Annotated in this window: 16 protein-coding genes and 1 pseudogene; 11 read left to right on the forward strand and 6 right to left on the reverse strand. The window is 70.7% G+C overall.

Annotation, left to right across the window (positions count from 1 at the left end; all coding sequences use genetic code 11):
• Positions 1 to 26: 26 nt before the first annotated feature.
• Together P8A20_RS15800 and P8A20_RS15805 are read left to right on the forward strand one after the other, a co-directional pair.
• Positions 27 to 1,883, forward strand: coding sequence for an AbeC-like domain-containing protein (locus P8A20_RS15800; RefSeq protein ID WP_147964007.1), 1,857 nt, complete (start codon positions 27 to 29; stop codon positions 1,881 to 1,883).
• A gap of 13 nt (positions 1,884 to 1,896) precedes the next feature.
• The gene (locus P8A20_RS15805; RefSeq protein WP_147964008.1) at positions 1,897 to 2,298 is read left to right on the forward strand and encodes a DUF5955 family protein; all 402 of its coding nucleotides are present in this window, start codon (positions 1,897 to 1,899) and stop codon (positions 2,296 to 2,298) included.
• A gap of 10 nt (positions 2,299 to 2,308) precedes the next feature.
• On the opposite strand, the gene P8A20_RS15810 is transcribed toward P8A20_RS15805, so the two are convergent.
• Positions 2,309 to 2,914 (reverse strand): Uma2 family endonuclease, encoded by a 606-nt coding sequence (locus tag P8A20_RS15810; protein WP_147964009.1) that lies wholly within the window; start codon positions 2,912 to 2,914, stop codon positions 2,309 to 2,311.
• A gap of 235 nt (positions 2,915 to 3,149) precedes the next feature.
• On the opposite strand from P8A20_RS15810, the gene P8A20_RS15815 reads away from it, so the two are divergent.
• Positions 3,150 to 4,193 carry a hypothetical protein gene (locus tag P8A20_RS15815; protein ID WP_147964010.1) on the forward strand — a complete coding sequence of 348 codons (1,044 nt, stop codon included), beginning with the start codon at positions 3,150 to 3,152 and terminating at the stop codon, positions 4,191 to 4,193.
• 33 nt (positions 4,194 to 4,226) lie between these two features.
• On the opposite strand, the gene P8A20_RS15820 is transcribed toward P8A20_RS15815, so the two are convergent.
• Entirely contained in the window at positions 4,227 to 4,436 is a 210-nt protein-coding gene (locus P8A20_RS15820) for a hypothetical protein (RefSeq protein WP_014154845.1), read from the reverse strand.
• A 16-nt stretch (positions 4,437 to 4,452) separates the two neighbouring features.
• Positions 4,453 to 4,707, reverse strand: coding sequence for a hypothetical protein (locus tag P8A20_RS15825; RefSeq protein WP_371934400.1), 255 nt, complete (start codon positions 4,705 to 4,707; stop codon positions 4,453 to 4,455).
• 103 nt (positions 4,708 to 4,810) lie between these two features.
• Between P8A20_RS15825 and P8A20_RS15830 the strand changes: the two genes are divergently transcribed.
• Positions 4,811 to 5,653 carry a helix-turn-helix domain-containing protein gene (locus tag P8A20_RS15830; RefSeq protein WP_306103705.1) on the forward strand — a complete coding sequence of 281 codons (843 nt, stop codon included), beginning with the start codon at positions 4,811 to 4,813 and terminating at the stop codon, positions 5,651 to 5,653.
• Entirely contained in the window at positions 5,634 to 5,843 is a 210-nt protein-coding gene (locus P8A20_RS15835; protein ID WP_147964012.1) for a DUF397 domain-containing protein, read from the forward strand. The genes P8A20_RS15830 and P8A20_RS15835 overlap by 20 nt, the downstream gene beginning before the upstream one ends.
• A 51-nt stretch (positions 5,844 to 5,894) precedes the next feature.
• Here the strand turns inward: P8A20_RS15835 and P8A20_RS15840 are convergent, their stop codons facing one another.
• Positions 5,895 to 6,848, reverse strand: a complete 954-nt coding sequence (locus P8A20_RS15840) for an NAD(P)-dependent alcohol dehydrogenase (RefSeq protein ID WP_187282432.1) — start codon at positions 6,846 to 6,848, stop codon at positions 5,895 to 5,897.
• Between the two features lie 59 nt (positions 6,849 to 6,907).
• Between P8A20_RS15840 and P8A20_RS15845 the strand changes: the two genes are divergently transcribed.
• Positions 6,908 to 7,546, forward strand: a complete 639-nt coding sequence (locus P8A20_RS15845) for a TetR/AcrR family transcriptional regulator (protein ID WP_187282433.1) — start codon at positions 6,908 to 6,910, stop codon at positions 7,544 to 7,546.
• A gap of 86 nt (positions 7,547 to 7,632) precedes the next feature.
• Here the strand turns inward: P8A20_RS15845 and P8A20_RS15850 are convergent, their stop codons facing one another.
• A complete protein-coding gene (locus P8A20_RS15850) occupies positions 7,633 to 8,634 on the reverse strand; it encodes an SGNH/GDSL hydrolase family protein (RefSeq protein ID WP_147964171.1) in 1,002 nt (333 codons plus the stop codon).
• A 312-nt stretch (positions 8,635 to 8,946) separates the two neighbouring features.
• Between P8A20_RS15850 and P8A20_RS15855 the strand changes: the two are divergent.
• Together P8A20_RS15855 and P8A20_RS15860 are read left to right on the forward strand one after the other, a co-directional pair.
• A pseudogene (locus P8A20_RS15855) lies at positions 8,947 to 10,153 on the forward strand (NAD(P)/FAD-dependent oxidoreductase).
• Positions 10,150 to 11,064, forward strand: coding sequence for an RNA polymerase sigma-70 factor (locus P8A20_RS15860; RefSeq protein ID WP_306103706.1), 915 nt, complete (start codon positions 10,150 to 10,152; stop codon positions 11,062 to 11,064). Before P8A20_RS15855 ends, P8A20_RS15860 begins: the two are co-directional and overlap by 4 nt.
• Before the next feature lie 90 nt (positions 11,065 to 11,154).
• On the opposite strand, the gene P8A20_RS15865 is transcribed toward P8A20_RS15860, so the two are convergent.
• The gene (locus tag P8A20_RS15865) at positions 11,155 to 11,730 is read right to left on the reverse strand and encodes a hypothetical protein (protein ID WP_222723399.1); all 576 of its coding nucleotides are present in this window, start codon (positions 11,728 to 11,730) and stop codon (positions 11,155 to 11,157) included.
• 388 nt (positions 11,731 to 12,118) lie between these two features.
• On the opposite strand from P8A20_RS15865, the gene P8A20_RS15870 reads away from it, so the two are divergent.
• The 3 genes from P8A20_RS15870 (at position 12,119) to P8A20_RS15880 (ending at position 14,558) form a co-directional block, all read left to right on the forward strand.
• Positions 12,119 to 13,033 (forward strand): hypothetical protein, encoded by a 915-nt coding sequence (locus P8A20_RS15870; RefSeq protein WP_306103707.1) that lies wholly within the window; start codon positions 12,119 to 12,121, stop codon positions 13,031 to 13,033.
• Between the two features lie 173 nt (positions 13,034 to 13,206).
• Entirely contained in the window at positions 13,207 to 13,788 is a 582-nt protein-coding gene (locus P8A20_RS15875) for a sigma-70 family RNA polymerase sigma factor (RefSeq protein ID WP_261989015.1), read from the forward strand.
• Positions 13,785 to 14,558: an anti-sigma factor gene (locus P8A20_RS15880; protein WP_147964017.1), complete on the forward strand. Its 774-nt coding sequence runs from the start codon at positions 13,785 to 13,787 to the stop codon at positions 14,556 to 14,558. Before P8A20_RS15875 ends, P8A20_RS15880 begins: the two co-directional genes overlap by 4 nt.
• Positions 14,559 to 14,662: the final 104 nt, after the last annotated feature.

Consider the following 14,662-nt stretch of genomic DNA (forward strand, 5'->3'; position numbering starts at 1 on the left):
TTCGTCCCGTCGGAAAGCCGGCTCCCATGACCGATCCCCAGGGCCCATCGCCCGCGCCCGTACCGGAACCACGCCGACAGGCACCGCCTCCGCCGTCGGACCCCGGCAGCAAGCTCCGGCAACTGGTCCGCTCCCAGGCCGGGAACCGGCCCGGGGGCGCCACGGACTACCTGCGGGGCGCCGCGCACCTGGACCGCTGGTTCCGGGACGCCGTGATCAAGGAGCTCGCGGAGAACCCGCACCGCCTCCCGCCTCCGTCCTACGGGATGGATCTCGCCGCGGTCCTCAAGGAGTGCTTCATCGCGCGCAGAGAGGTGGCGACGCGTGCGGCGATCCTGCTCGTCCTGCCCCTGCTGATGTTCCCCGTCAGTGCCACCGGAGCGATCATCCCCCTCCTGCTGGTGCTGTTCGTCCGGCTGACGAAAGCGCTCGGCAGCCGACTGAAGGACACGCTGAAAGGGCGTGAACAGCCGGGCAGCGACCCGAGATCCCGCTCCGGGCAGGGCATCGTCACGCTCCTGCTCCTGATCGCCTTCCTCTGGGTCCTGTGGCGCACGGTGGCCCTGTCGGGGGCGGCTCTCTCCGCCCTGATGAACGGCCTCGCAGGCAACGGGACCGGACATCTCATCGCCGCCCTGCTGGTCCTCGCCGGCTGGACCGCCGTCGCCTCCGTGTACCGGTACCGCATGGAACACCGCCTGTACGCCCTCGCCATCGGCCGCAGCGTCGAACAACCCGACCCGCCCGTGGCCGCCGCCCGGCTCGCCGAGATCCGCGCGCAACAGGCCGACCCCGACGTCGTCTACAGCGACTACGCCCCGTTCGTCGGCGCGGGGATCGAGCTGGACCACTGGTCGTTCGCCATCGAGCTCGTACCGGACCTGGACAGGAAGAGCAGCGGCGTCGCCGATCGCCGGGCGGCCTTCAACGTGCCCGAGGTACACGCCCGGATACGCCGCGAGCTGCTCCGGTTCGGCGAGGGCCACAACTATCCGGGCGACCGGCTGCGCGGGCTCCAGGTGGACGACTACGTCATGAAGAGCGGAAAGCGCCTGGGCCCGTCGAAGGACTGGAGCGGAACGGGCGACGGTACGGCTTTCCACAGAACGGCCCCGGACGCCCGGGCGGAGGCTGCCGAAATGCTCGGCACACCGCCGGACGGACCTGCCGGTGAGACGTGGTGGCCGGACAGCCTCGACGTGTTCGCCGAGGAGCGGCTGCGCCACTATCTGACCGTCCGGGTGGGAAGTTGGGGCGACGAGGTGGTGCTCACCGTCTTCAGCCGCGTACAGATGCAGGGCGGACTGCTGTTCCTGGAGTCCCGGGCCTTCCTGCTGCCGCCGATCGCCCGCGCCTACCACCGCATCGACGACATCCTGCCCCCGAGGGACAGCAAGGACTGGACCGACCTGGTCGCCGCGGCGTTCACATCGGCGTTCTCGCAGGTCGCGGACGCCCCGACGGATCTCGCAGCCGCCTCGCGCACGAAGACACTCACCGCTCGCTCCAGGTACTGGTACGACCGCATGCGCAAGACCGACCGCCCGGTCGACCACGGCCCGGCGTACTCGGTCCGCGAGCTGGCCGCAGAGCCCCACTTCCAGCAGCTCTTCCAGGAGATGGACGTCCATCGCTTCCTCAAGAGCATCCAGACCAGGACGGTGACCGCCGTGCGCCTCAGCCTGAGGGACGCGGGCTACCGGACCAGCGAGTACGACGCCCGCACCACCGTCCTCTTCGACCGTTCCGTGCACGTCAACGGGACGCTCCACGGAAACGTCCAGACGGGCGACCACAGCCGGGCGAACCACCAGAACATCACGACGCCACAACCGCAGGTCGGCCCGACGGCCGGCGGCGGTACCACCAGTGGATCCAGCTGAAGGAGTTGACGCCATGACCGGCACACCGGCCGGGCAGGACCGGGGAATCCACGTGAGCGGCCACGGCACGTTCACCGGGAACGCCCAGACGGGCGACCACAGCAGCGCCACGTTCACCAGCGGCGCCGGGGCGGCGGACGCCGAGCAGTCCGCCGAGATCGTACGTCTGCGGGAAGCCGTCGAAGCCCTCCGTGCCCGCATCCGCGATCTGGACCCGGCCGAGCTGTCGGCGGCGGAGGGAACAGCCGCGGAGTCGGCACTCGCCGAGGTGGAGGACGCCCTGCCCGACGAAGGCGAAGCAGGTCAGGGCCGTGTGCGGAACGCGTTCTTCACCGTCGCCGGCGCGCTGGCCTCGGTGGCCTCGCTCTCCGAGTCCGTCAGAGCGCTGCGCGACGCCGCGGCCCCCTGGCTCTGAGGACGAACCGTCAGACCGGGAAGCCGTCCGTGGGCAGGGTGACGTCGAAGGGCGCGGGCAGCTGGAGCGGCTTCCCGAAGGGAACGGGGTCGGAACGCTTGTACGTTCCGTCCTCGTTCGGCTCGGTGAACAGCGTCGCCATCGCCCCACGGGTGTCGAACCTGTCCAGCAGCAGATACATCGGGACCCCGGCCCGCGCGTAGGCGCGGTACTTCTTCGTCCTGTCCTCCCGGGCGTTCCCCTTGGAGGTGATCTCGACGATCAGCAAGGCCTCCGACGCGTCCATCGGGGCACTGGTCTCCGGGTCTGCGGCCTCGATCAATTCTGCCGGCATCACGACGAGGTGCGGGACGTACAACTCGCCGAGATGCGCGGCGTGCACGGCGAGCGTCTGGTAGATCTCCAGTTCCTCCGGCAGATTCGTGTAAAGCCTTCGCTGCACCTTTGCGGCGATGCCGTTGTGGTGCGCATGAGGCGGCGGTACCAAGACGATCTGCCCTTCGTCGATCTCGGCGCGCCAGCCCTCGGGCACGTCCAGTTCCTGCCACGTGCGCAGCAGGTAGTCCCACGGGCGGCCTTCAGAGCCCTGATCGCTTTCGACCATCGCGGCGGTCATCGCAGGTCCCTCCTCCTGTGGCCGTACGCGGGAGCGTAGATCGACTTGTTCTCGGCGGTACGCCGCTCCCCTCAGCGTCCCACGATCGTGTGACGCTCGCAGGGACCTCCCCACAGGTGTCCCCGCGCGCTCGTCGTGCCCGAGGAACCGGCCGCCCTTCCCCACGCATCCCTCTCCCAAGAGGTTGATCTTCGAGGACTGGGCAGCGTCCCCCGGACGACGAGAGGCGGTAGACATGACGAACGGCCAGGCCAGTGGCGGCAACGGGCACCGAACGGCCCCCGGCGAGGTGCGGCAGGCGGAGGAGCCCTACGCGGCGGAACCCGGCATCGCCCGCACCGCACTCGCCGTGATGCGCCGCGACGGGGGCCGCCTCTACGGCCGGGCAGCGCTCGTCACCGGCCTGGTCGCCCTGGGCGGACTGGTGCTGACCGTCGTGGGGTTCGTCGCCGCCTGGCACGAGTTCGACGAGATACGCCTGGGCGCGATACACGCCCATGTCAACGAGGACTCCTACGCCCCGGACGGCCGCCGCGTGCAGACCATGTGGCTCATCCTCCTCGCCTGCCTGCCGTTCCTGATCCTGCTGCTGCACCTGGCGTGCGCCACCCTCCAGACGGCGTCCGCCCGAGCCGCTGCCGAACCGGGAGGCAGCGGCCCGCGTGGCCGATTCCGTACGGTCCTGGGGGTGTACGCGGTGCGCGGGGTGTTCGTGTGGGCCCCGCTGGTGCTCGGCGTCCTGGTGCAGCTGTACTTCACCACCACCACGTTCAGGGACTACACCGTGCTCGTCCCGCTGTGGCAGTACCCCAATCTGAACCCTCTGCTGGAGTACGGCCCGCCTCTGCTGGGCCTGGCCCTGACGCTGTTGCTCCGGTTCGGCTGGGCCCTGGCCCCGGCTGCCTCCGCGAACGAAGGCCTCGGCCCCCTGGCCGCCCTGCGCCGCTCCTGGTCTCTGACCTGGGGCCGGGCCACCTCCTGGTTCCGTGCCCTGGCCGTCGCGCTGCCCCTCGGCGGGCTCAGCGTCGGCCTGTACCTGCTGCTCGAAGCCGCCGCCCGGCCGACGCGCTCCTGGGCGGCCTCCCTGTTCCTGGAGTGGGGTCCGGACAACACCTACGGCGCCTACGTGGCCGGGGTCCTCGCCCCGATCGCCACCGCCCTGCTGCTCACCGGCGCCCTGATCCTTCCGCCGGCACACACCGTCCTGGCGGCACTCCACCAGCGGCTCTCCCGGACCGGGGAGCGGCAGTCCCCGGACACGGCGGCCGACCCGGCGTGACCCGGGCCGGACCTCACGGCAGGCGCCGACCGCTCAGGACGGCAGCCTGCCCTCGCGGTTGATCTCCGTCACCCGGGCCCGCAGCACGAGCCCCGGCGAGGCCGGCCGGACGGCTTCCGGCGGGCAGTCCCACTCCGCGCCACCACCCGGCGGCCGTAGCTGCACATAGGGTCCGACGCGGCCCATGACCCGTCCCACCCGGCCGTCCCGGCCGTCCACCGCGAACGTTCCGGGCTCCGGCATACACGGCTCCAGACCTTCAACTGTCATGGGCCGTCGCCGCTTCCAGCTGCGCACTGAGCCGCAGCGCCGTCTCGATCGAGCACCGGCCGAGATCGACGAGCGGTGCCGGCTCGTTGCCCGCACACGACACCGGGTCGATCCGCAGCGAGGGCAGTTTCACGCCGACCCCTGCGAGCCCTGACCGCAGCCGGGCCACCGCGTCCTCTGCCGCCCGCACTCTGCCCGCTGCCTCTTGGCGCCGTTCCGTAGCCGTCATCATGATCTTCCCCATTTCCACGCTGAGTAGTGCCTATGCCTACTCAGCGTGGCCAATTCGTCGCTACCGTGGAAGAGGTGCAGTTCCAACATCCGCACGTGTGCCACTGGGAGTCGCTTTGCCCGGACCGAAGAAGCTGGACCCCTCCGCCTCGCCCCGCGCCCTCCTGGGCGCCGAACTCCGCCACCGGCGGGAGGCAGCGAGCCTGTCGCAGGATGACCTGGGGGCACCCCTGTTCGTCAGCGGTTCCTTCATCGGACAGCTGGAGGCCGGCACCCGCCGCATGCAGGCGGACCAGGCCCAGCGGCTCGACGAGGTGCTGGGCGCGGACGGGTTCTTCGTACGGAACTGTGCGGCGCTCAAGAAGTCGAAGTACCCGGACCACTTCGCCGAGGCGGCTGAGGCGGAGGCAGTCGCACAGACGATCAAGGAGTATTCACCACTCCTCATCCCGGGGCTCCTACAGTCGGAGAAGTATGCGAGGGCAGTCTTCCTGGCGGGAAGGCCCACCGCTCCCGAAGCCACGATTGATGAACTTGTCGCGGCCAGGATCGAACGGGCCAGCCTTCTGGCCCATCCAACAACCCCCATGGTTTGGATGGTTCTGGATGAGGCGGTGATCCGACGAAGAGTCGGTGGAACGGCTGTCATGTCCGAGGCGCTTTGTCACCTGGCTCAACTCAGCCGACAACGACGAGTCATCATCCAGGTCCTCCCGTACAGCTCCGGCGGGCACGCAGCGATGGGCGGTCCACTCAAGCTCATGGCATTCCCGGACGCTCCTCCCCTCGCTTACCTGGACGGACTGGGTTCGGGGCAACTACTTGACGATCCGGCGGCAGTTCGTTCATACGAACTGACCTACGATTTGCTGGTGGCCAGCGCATTGGCGCCCGATGCGTCCCTGGCCTTGATCGAGTCGGTTGCGGAGGATTACGCCCATGAAGATCAGCAGCTCTGACTACAACCTCGCCGCGGCGACCTGGCACAAGTCCACCTACAGCGATGCCAGTGGCGGCAACTGCCTCGAAGTCGCCACCGGCAATCCCGACATGGTCCCCGTCCGCGACTCCAAGGTGACCGACGGTCCGGCGCTCGTGTTCCGGGCGGCCGCCTGGTCCGCGTTCGTCGCCGACCTCAAGCGCCCGTAGGACGTCGGCCCGGCGGGACGGGGCATCCGGGGCCCTGTCCGGCCGAGGGCGTCACACCACCCGCACCACATGCTTTCCCCGCACGCCCCCCGCCTCCAGTGCCCGGTGCGCGCCGGCGATGTCGGAGAGCGGGTGGACGGTGTCCACCACGGGGCGGATCGCGCCGCTCTCCACGTAGGCGGTGAGCTTGGCGAAGAGGTCGTGCTTCGGGTTGCCGCTGAAGAAGCGGACCCGGCGAGGTCCGTGGGCGGTGGAGGCGAGCAGGTAGGAGAGGCTCGCGGCGAGGTGGTCGATGTCGAAGGCGATCGAGACCATGCGTCCGCCGGGCGCCAGGAGCCGCCGGAAGGCCCGGTGTTCGGTGCCGGCGGTGTCCAGGACGACGTCGAAGGGGCCAAGGTCCTCCGGCCCCGTGGTCCTGTAGTCGAATGCCTCGTCCGCCCCCAGTTCACGTACGAAGTCGAGGTTCTTCCCGCCGGCCAGGGCGGTCACGTGGGCCCCCAGCGCCTTGCCGAGCTGGACGGCGACGCTGCCGATCCCGCCGCTGGCGCCGCGTACGAGCAGGCGCTCGCCCGCCTTCAGCCGGGCCTTGGTCTCCAGCGCGGTGATGGCGGTCGTCCCCGCGGGCAGCGACGCGGCCTCGACGAGCGAGATGTTCGCCGGGGCGTAGGAGAGTTGACGCGGCCGGACCGCGACGTACTCGGCGGCGCTTCCGAAGGTGCGGCCCAGGAGCCCCCACACCCGGTCGCCCTCACGCAGCCCCTTCACCGCGCTGTCTACTCGGGCGATCTCGCCGGCGAAGTCCATTCCCGTGCGCAGGGGGAAGCGGCTGCCCGTCACCAGACGGGCGCGTCCGGACCTGCCGTACAGCTCACCCCCGTTGACGCTCAGCGCGTGGACACGGACCAACACCTCGCCCTGTCGGAGTTCCGGGACGGGGACCCGGCCTTCGTGGAGCACCTCGGGAGGGCCGTAGCTGTCGTAGAGCACCGCTCGCATATCGTCCATACGTCCCACGCTAGACGGGTAAGTGGATGACACCCTCCATTTGGACCGAAGTGAGAAACATGGCTGATCAGACCTATCGGAAAGACCCCGAGACGCTGCGCTCCGACGCCCGGGAGAACCGTGAGCGCATTCTCGCCGCGGCCCGCGAGGCATACGCCCTCCAGGGGATCGACGTGCCCATGGCGGCGATCGCCCGGCGCGCGAAGGTCGGGGTCGCCACGCTCTACCGGCGGTTCCCGACACGGGCCGCACTGGTGGCCGAGGCCTTCTCCGAACAGCTCGCCCACTGCGTCGCGGTCCTCGACGAGGGGCTGGAGGACCCCGACCCCTGGCGCGGCTTCTGCTCGGTCGTCGAGCAGGTCTGCATGATGCAGGCGGCCGAGCGGGGCTTCACCGAGGCGTTCCTGTCCCGGTTCCCCGACCACGCCGAGTTCGCCGAGGAACGCCGCCGCGCCGAGGAGGGCCTCGCCCTGCTGATCCGGCGGGCCAAGCAGTGCGGTCGCCTGCGCCAGGACTTCGACGTGCACGACATCACGCTGCTGATGCTCGCCAACTGCGGGGCGACGACGGGAGCCGGTGACGACGGGCCCGCCGCGTCCCGGAGGCTGGTCGGCTATCTCCTCCAGTCCTTCCGGGCCGAGGCGGCAGCACCTCTGCCGCCTCCCGCACCGCTCGGATTCGACCGGCTCCCCGCCTAGAGCCTGCCCCGGAGCGGACTCCGGAGGCCACCGCCCTCGCCCAGGCGATCGAGTCCCCCGGCGGCGGAACACTCAGGGGTGGTACCTCACCATCCGGTCGGCAGGCTGCCGAGGAACGGGGCGAGCCGGTCGGCGATCACCCGGTCGTCGTGAGCCGAGGTGTGTCCGTCACATCCGAGGAAGTCCAGGCCCGACTGATCGAGCAGCCAGTAGTGGACCCCGCTGTCGCCGGCGTCGTTGCGCGCCTCGACCACCTGTCGCACCTGCTCGGTGTTCCTGTCGAAGCCGACGGCCACGAGGGCGGTGCCGGCACCGTAGCGCGTCCGAAGTTCCTGGAGGAACTCGCCGTAGGCGGTGCGGTAGGCGGCCGCGAGGCTGTCGGGCGTCCACGGTTCGCCGGGGGTGAGGTCGGAGAAGTCGTTGGAGCCGAGGTTGACCACCACGATCTGAGGGCGCCACGTCCCCGGGTTCTGCCAGACGTCGCCGTCCACGTCCAGCAGGGCGCGGTCGTAGTAGGTCCGGTAGGTGATGTCCGGGCAGATACCGGCGACGTTGCGCACCATGCCGAGGCCGGACAAACCGTTGATCTGGTAGTCCGCGTCCAACTGCTGGGCGGTGAGGGCACTGTGGCTCACGTCGGCGTTGGTGTTCCGCTTGACCTCCTCCGGATTGCAGTCGACGGTGCCCGAGACATTGCCGTAGCCCACCGTCAGGGAGTCCCCGATGAACTCGATCTGGCGGTTCCGGGGCGCCGGCTTGCCCAGTAGGGCGCCCCCGGGCGCGGCGACGAAGCCTCCGAACGTGCTGGTGTCCCCCGGGGTGTCGTTGCGTTTGACGACCCGGACCGTGTGCTCGCCGTCCCGCAGGCCGTTGATCCAGTGCGTGGTGTCGCCGGGTGTGACCAGGGTGGCGACGGTGGCCCCGTCGACCTGTACGTCGTAGTCGGCGGCCGCGCAGTCGAGCACCACCCCGAGGCCGGTCCCGCGGAAGCGGCCCTCGAAGTACACCCCCGGCCAGCTGAACTGCACCGCCTCCCCCAGGTCCTTCACCCGCCCTACGGTGTGCACCTGCTCCAAGACGCTCTTCACGGGGACCAGCTGGCTGGCGCCATCCCGGTGCGCGACCTCGTCACCGCCCGTGGTGGCAGTCCCGCCCGCCTTCAAGTCCCTGTCTCTGAAAGTCATCTGCGTGCCATCCCTCCAGCCCTGCGGCGCATCGGTGAATCACGGCCGAACGTCCGTCACCCCACCCCTGCATGTCAATCAATTTGAAGGGAGGGGCTTCCCCCCACCCGCCACCATCGTGTGGCTCAGGTCACATTTATCCCGTGTCACAGATCGGGGGCGAGCTTGCGTCTCGTGGCCGTCATCAGGAAGCAGCAGCGAGCCGAGGCGGACGCGATGAACACGAACGAGATCCAGGGAACGGCCCCCCACCACATCGTCGTCCTGGGCGCGGGTTACGCGGGCATGGCCGCGACCGTCCAGCTGGCCGCCAGGACCGGACGGCTGAAGGACCCGGTCGTGGTCACCCTCGTGAGCGCCCAGGAGCGGTTCACCGAGCGGCTGCGGCTGCACATGACGGCGACGGGACAGGAGGTCGCGGAGCTGAGCATCCCGGAGATGCTGGAGGGCACCGGGGCCCGTTTCGTGCGCGGCTGGGTCACGGCGGTGGACGCGGACGCGAGGACCGTACGGATCGACGACGACCGGGCCCTGTCCTACGACACGCTGGTCTACGCCCTGGGCGGCGTCGCCGACACGGCGGCGGTCCCGGGCGTCGAGGACCACGCGTACACCCTGAGCGGTCCCGAGGAGGCCGAGGCGCTGGCCGGCGCTGGCACGGCTGGGCGGCAGCGGCACCGTGGTCGTCGCGGGCAGCGGACTGACGGGCGTCGAGTCGGCGGCGGAGATCGCCGGGCGCAACCCGGAACTGGACGTCGTCCTGGCGGGGCGCGGCGAACCCGGCGCCTCGATGAACCCGAAGGCCAGGGCGTATCTGCGGGCGGCACTCGACCGGCTGGGCGTGCGGGTGCTCAGCGGGGTGGAGGTGACGAAGGTGCTGCCCGACGCGGTCGTGTCGGCGGACGGGGAGCACATCGCCGCCGATGTCGTCCTGTGGACGAGCGGCACCCGGGTGTCGCCGCTGGCAGCGGCGGCCGGCCTGGAGGTGGACGAGCGCGGGCGCATCGTCACCGACACCGCGCTGCGGTCGGTGTCGCACCCGGATGTGTACGCCGTGGGCGACGCGGCGGCGATCCGCCAGGGGTACGGAGTCATGCACGGCACCTGCCAGGGCGGGATGCCGACCGGGGTGCACGCGGCGGTGTCGATCGTCCGCGTGATGCGGGGCAAGCGGCCCAAGCCCTTCCGCTTCGGCTACTACCACACGCCCGTCAGCCTGGGCCGGGACGACGCGGTCGTGCAGTTCACCCGGCCCGACGACAGCCCGAGGCGAATCTGCCTGACAGGCCGCGCGGCGGCCAGATATAAGGAGGCGGTGACCGCCTCGCCCTGGCCGACCTACGGCCGTATGAAGAAGATGCCCGCCTCGGGTGCCTTCTGGCCGCGTGGTGGCCGCTTCACCAGGATCCGGGGGGACCGATGAGCGAGCAGGAAACCGACCAGGAGCTGTTCCAGCGCTACAGGAGCCTGTTGTTCTCCGTGGCCTACCGCCTCCTGGGCTCCGCAGCCGATGCCGAGGACGCGGTGCAGGACGCCTGGATCAAGTGGTCGGCCGCCGACCGCTCCCAGGTGGCCGACCCCAAGGCGTACCTGGTGCGGATCGTGTCCCATCTGGCGATGGACCGCCTGCGGTCGACCCGGCACAAGCGCGAGGTCTACGTGGGCCCGTGGCTTCCGGAGCCCATCCTCACCGGTGGCGACGCCTCGGACACCGTCCTGGACGCGGAGTCCGTGTCCATGGCGATGCTGGTGGTGCTGGAGACCCTGAGCCCGCTGGAACGCGCGGTGTTCGTGCTGAAGGAGGTCTTCGACTTCAGCCACGCCGAGATCGCGGACGCGGTGGAGCGTTCGGAGGCCGCGGTGCGGCAGGCGGCGCACCGCGCCCGCGAGCACGTCCGCGCCAGGCGCCCGCGCTTCACCGCGGACCGGAACCGGCAGCGTGACGCGACCGAACGTTTCTTCGCCGCGGCGACGGGCGGGGACATGAACTCCCTGATGGAGCTGCTGTCCCCGGACGTCACCCTGTGGACCGACGGCGGGGGCAAGGTCCGCCAGGCCCTGCGTCCGGTCGTGGGCGCTTCCACGGTGGCCGCCTGGTTCTCGGCGATCGGGACGGTGCCGTACCAGGGCGTCGAGCCCTCCGACATGCGTGCCGAGCTGGTCGAGATCAACGGCGGGACGGGCATGGTCTTCCGCGCTCCGGACCGAGTGATCGCCACGGTGACGTTCGACTTCGACGCCGAGGGCCGGATCGTGGCCATCCACAACGTCGCCAACCCCGACAAGCTGGGGGCCGTCGGCAAGGGGACGCACCACTCGATCCGTACACGCTGAGGTGACACAGCTGAGGTGACGCAACTGAGGTGACGCAGGGGCCGTCGGCTGAGCGGCGGCCCCCATGACGGGACTTCACGCCGTCAACCGCTACGGGCGCTGGGCCTTCCAGTAGGCCACGTCCGAGGAGCGGTTGGCGTAGGCGTTGGTGCAGATGTCGTACTTGCCACCGGCCGGGCCGCCGCCGTTGGTCTCCAGGAAGCCGCCGTTGTCGGCGTAGAGGTTCCACAGCTGGATGACGTCGCCGGGGCGGATGTTCCCGTCGGCCGGCGTGGACGTCCGCGCGGTGACGCGCCAGCGGCCGGTGCCGGAGCCGGGCGCGCGGTCCCGGTCCTTGGACGTGGAGACGTTGTACTTGGCGCCCGCGTTGCGCTGGTCCGCCGTGGCGTGGCCGTTGGTGTCGAGGTAACCGCCGTCCCCGCCGTAGAGGTTGCGCAGCTGGATCACGTCACCGCTGACCACCGGGGTGCCTGCCGCCTTGCCGGTCGGCGAAAGGATCTCCCAGGTGCCGGTGCCCTCCCCACGGGTGGGTGACTCGGCGGTCGAGACCGCGTACTTGCCGCCGGAGTCGGTGCTGTGGCCGTTGGTGTCCAGGTAGCCGCCCGTCCAACCGTTGTAGCCGTTCTGCAGGTGGATGCTGTCGCCGTACTTCAGCTCGTTCGCCATGGTCGCTCCCCGCTCGGATCGGTCGACGGCACGCACGTGCCCCTGCCTCCGGACCTGCTGGTCAGGGCGCCGTCACCGGTCATCCTGGCGATCCTCGGCCGCGCCACGCCCGACCGTGCGGCGGACGCCATCCGATCGGGGGCCGCGGGCCTGACGCGTTGACCCCCGGGGCTCAAGCCTTGGAGTCCGAGCGTTCTTCCAGTGGATCGGGTGGAGGGTCTCTTCCCACCCACCCACCCTCCCCACCTGCCCAGTTGACCGTTTGTGACCGACTTGCCACGGACCGTCGCGACGTTCTAGCGTGCCGAACACGAGACGACCCCCGCCGGTGCGGGAACACCTGACAGGGGTCTGACCAACTAGATCGTGAAACAGGAAAGGCGATCTGATGGCTGTCGATCAGCTTAGTGCCGCCCCGCGCACCTCTTACGAGCCCACGCACCCCATGGCGAACCCCGGTTACGGCAAGCGTTCCGCCCCGGACCAACGCCCCCGCGAAGGGCGTGACTTCTCCCATCTGCCGCCTCGCGAAGCCGCCGTCGCCTCCTACATCGACCGGCTGCCGGACGGCTCGGACATCTCCGTGAAGACCCTGGCCAAGTGGCTCCCGTACGGCCAGTGCGCGCTGCGCACCGCGCTCAACCGGCTACAGGCAGCCGGACATCTGCGGCGCGGCAGCGAATGCGTCGCCACCGACGAGGTCATGCTCTGGGTGACCCGGACCTTCTTCTCGCGCACCGCCCGGGACGACGACTGGTGGGCCGCCTTCGCACGCGGTGACGCACCTCGGGAGACCCGCCGGCCGACACGTTCGCGGGCCTTCGTCCTGCTGGCCGCCCTCGGCCGCACCGCACCGTCGCTGAGCCTGTCGGCGGCGGACTGCGTGAGCCTGCAACCGCTGGTCGACGAGTGGTTCGAGCGGGGCGCCACCGAGGACGAGACCCTGCGCGCCCTGACCCACGGCCTGCCCGCCACCGTGCACCACGCCGCGTCCCTCGTACGCCGTCGGCTCGTGGACAAGCTGCCCCCCGAGCGCTTCGCGCCCCGGCCGCCGACCGTCGTGCTGCGCGCCCTGGAATGCGCCGAGTGCCGTGCACCGGGGAGCGCCGATGCCTTGCGGGGAGGGCTCTGCGGAATCTGCCGGGGCGAGGACACGGGCATCGCGGCCCGTCCCCCCGGCACCGTCCCCACCGACGGGGTGCGGGACCGGATGGCGACCGTACGGGCGGGCCTCGTGCCCCGGCCCGAGCGCACCGACCGGGCACGGGGCATCACGCGGACGGGTGACTCCGGCACACCCTGAGCAGCGCCCCCTCTACCGGCAGGTAACGACCGTTCGGCTGCTCACAAGAGGCCCGGGGCCGGGCCGGATGCCTACATTCGGCAGGCGGCCCCCACCCTTCGGCCGTGTGATCCGCATGCCGCATGCCTGCCCACCGCGGCGCCGCCACGTCGAGGAGACAGCGAGGACCCGGGGTGCATTCCGTCGACCGCGGAGAGGACGTCCGGCAGCAGCCGGACCTGGACCAGCTGATGGTCTCGGCCGCCGAGGGAAACCGGGACGCCTTCGCGGGGGTCTACGACACGGTGGCCGGGCCGGTCATGGGGATGGTGCGCAAGGTCCTGCGGGACTCGGCGCAGTCCGAGGAGGTCATGCAGGACGTGCTGCTGGAGGTCTGGCGTACGTGTGAGCGCTTCAGGCCCGACCGGGGCAGCGCGATGGCCTGGATCATGACCCTGGCGCACCGGCGTGCCGTCGACCGGGTGCGCGCCTCGCAGGCCAGCCAGGACCGTGAGCACAGGGCTGCGGCACTGAGCTCGGACACCCCCTTCGACGAGGTGAGCGAGCAGGTGGAGACCCGAATGGAGTGGCAGCGGGTCCGCCACTGCGTCCGGACCCTCACGGACATCCAGCGCGAGTCGGTCGTCCTCGCCTACTACGGGGGCTTCACCTACAAGGAGATCGCCCACTCGCTGTCCCTGCCCCTGGGAACGGTCAAGACCCGGCTGCGGGACGGCATGATCCGGCTCCGCGACTGCCTGGGAGCGAAACCATGACGGCCGACGATCCCCACGCGTCCTCGGGCGCCTATGTCCTGCACGCCCTGCCCGACGAGGAACGCCGCGCCTTCGAGGCGCACATGGCGGACTGCGAGAGCTGCCGCCGGGAGGTCGCCGAGCTGCGGGAGACCCTGGCACTGCTCGGCCGGGCGAGCGCGAAGACGCCGCCCGACGCCCTCCGTGAGCGGATCCTGGGCGAGGTGGCCGTCACCCCGCAGGATCCGGGCCCGCGGTCCGACGGCCCGAGGTCCACCAGCCCGAGGAACGGCGGGAGGCGGGGCCGCCGCAGTCCGGCACGGGCCCTGCGCCTGGCACTCGCGGCGTCGGTGGCCGTGATCCTGGTCTGCCTGGGGCTCGCCGGGTGGCAGCACCGCGAGGCGTCGGACGCCAGGGCGGCCGCGCACCGCGCCGAGCAGCGGCAGGCGACCCTCACGAAGGTGCTCACGGCACCCGACGTGCGCCTGGCGTCGCAGGGGCTGGCCTCGGGCGCCACGGCCTCCGTCACGTTCTCCCGGAGCGAGGACTCCGCCACGCTCGCCGTCTCCGGTCTGCCGCGACTGCCCGAGGGCCGGACCTACGAGGCCTGGTTCATGGACAACGGCACCCCCGTGCCGGCCGGGTTGCTCAGCAGGGACCCCGGACGTCAGGTGACGCTGCTGAAGGGCACGTTGGACAACGCCTCGGCAGTGGCCCTCTCGGTCGAGCCCTCCGGAGGGTCCAGCAGCCCCACCACGGTGCCGCTCGGAGCGGTCGACCTGCCCTCCTGAGGCGAGCCCGCACCCCGGCATGCGCACCACTGATGACTTTCTCCATTTTTCTCCCGTTCACCCCAAACCTTCCCCCAGGTGCCTCCGAATCCCTTGTGTAACGC

Source organism: Streptomyces sp. Alt3, from assembly GCF_030719215.1.
In the GTDB taxonomy this organism is placed as follows: Bacteria; Actinomycetota; Actinomycetes; order Streptomycetales; family Streptomycetaceae; genus Streptomyces; species Streptomyces glycanivorans.

Excerpts from the sequence above, each read along its gene's own strand:
- P8A20_RS15800 (WP_147964007.1), top strand. The coding sequence starts at position 27 with ATGACCGATCCCCAGGGCCCATCGCCCGCGCCCGTACCGGAACCACGC.
- P8A20_RS15805 (WP_147964008.1), top strand. The coding sequence starts at position 1,897 with ATGACCGGCACACCGGCCGGGCAGGACCGGGGAATCCACGTGAGCGGC.
- P8A20_RS15810 (WP_147964009.1), bottom strand. The coding sequence starts at position 2,914 with ATGACCGCCGCGATGGTCGAAAGCGATCAGGGCTCTGAAGGCCGCCCG.
- P8A20_RS15815 (WP_147964010.1), top strand. The coding sequence starts at position 3,150 with ATGACGAACGGCCAGGCCAGTGGCGGCAACGGGCACCGAACGGCCCCC.
- P8A20_RS15820 (WP_014154845.1), bottom strand. The coding sequence starts at position 4,436 with ATGCCGGAGCCCGGAACGTTCGCGGTGGACGGCCGGGACGGCCGGGTG.
- P8A20_RS15825 (WP_371934400.1), bottom strand. The coding sequence starts at position 4,707 with ATGGGGAAGATCATGATGACGGCTACGGAACGGCGCCAAGAGGCAGCG.
- P8A20_RS15835 (WP_147964012.1), top strand. The coding sequence starts at position 5,634 with ATGAAGATCAGCAGCTCTGACTACAACCTCGCCGCGGCGACCTGGCAC.
- P8A20_RS15840 (WP_187282432.1), bottom strand. The coding sequence starts at position 6,848 with ATGGACGATATGCGAGCGGTGCTCTACGACAGCTACGGCCCTCCCGAG.
- P8A20_RS15845 (WP_187282433.1), top strand. The coding sequence starts at position 6,908 with ATGGCTGATCAGACCTATCGGAAAGACCCCGAGACGCTGCGCTCCGAC.
- P8A20_RS15860 (WP_306103706.1), top strand. The coding sequence starts at position 10,150 with ATGAGCGAGCAGGAAACCGACCAGGAGCTGTTCCAGCGCTACAGGAGC.
- P8A20_RS15865 (WP_222723399.1), bottom strand. The coding sequence starts at position 11,730 with ATGGCGAACGAGCTGAAGTACGGCGACAGCATCCACCTGCAGAACGGC.
- P8A20_RS15870 (WP_306103707.1), top strand. The coding sequence starts at position 12,119 with ATGGCTGTCGATCAGCTTAGTGCCGCCCCGCGCACCTCTTACGAGCCC.
- P8A20_RS15880 (WP_147964017.1), top strand. The coding sequence starts at position 13,785 with ATGACGGCCGACGATCCCCACGCGTCCTCGGGCGCCTATGTCCTGCAC.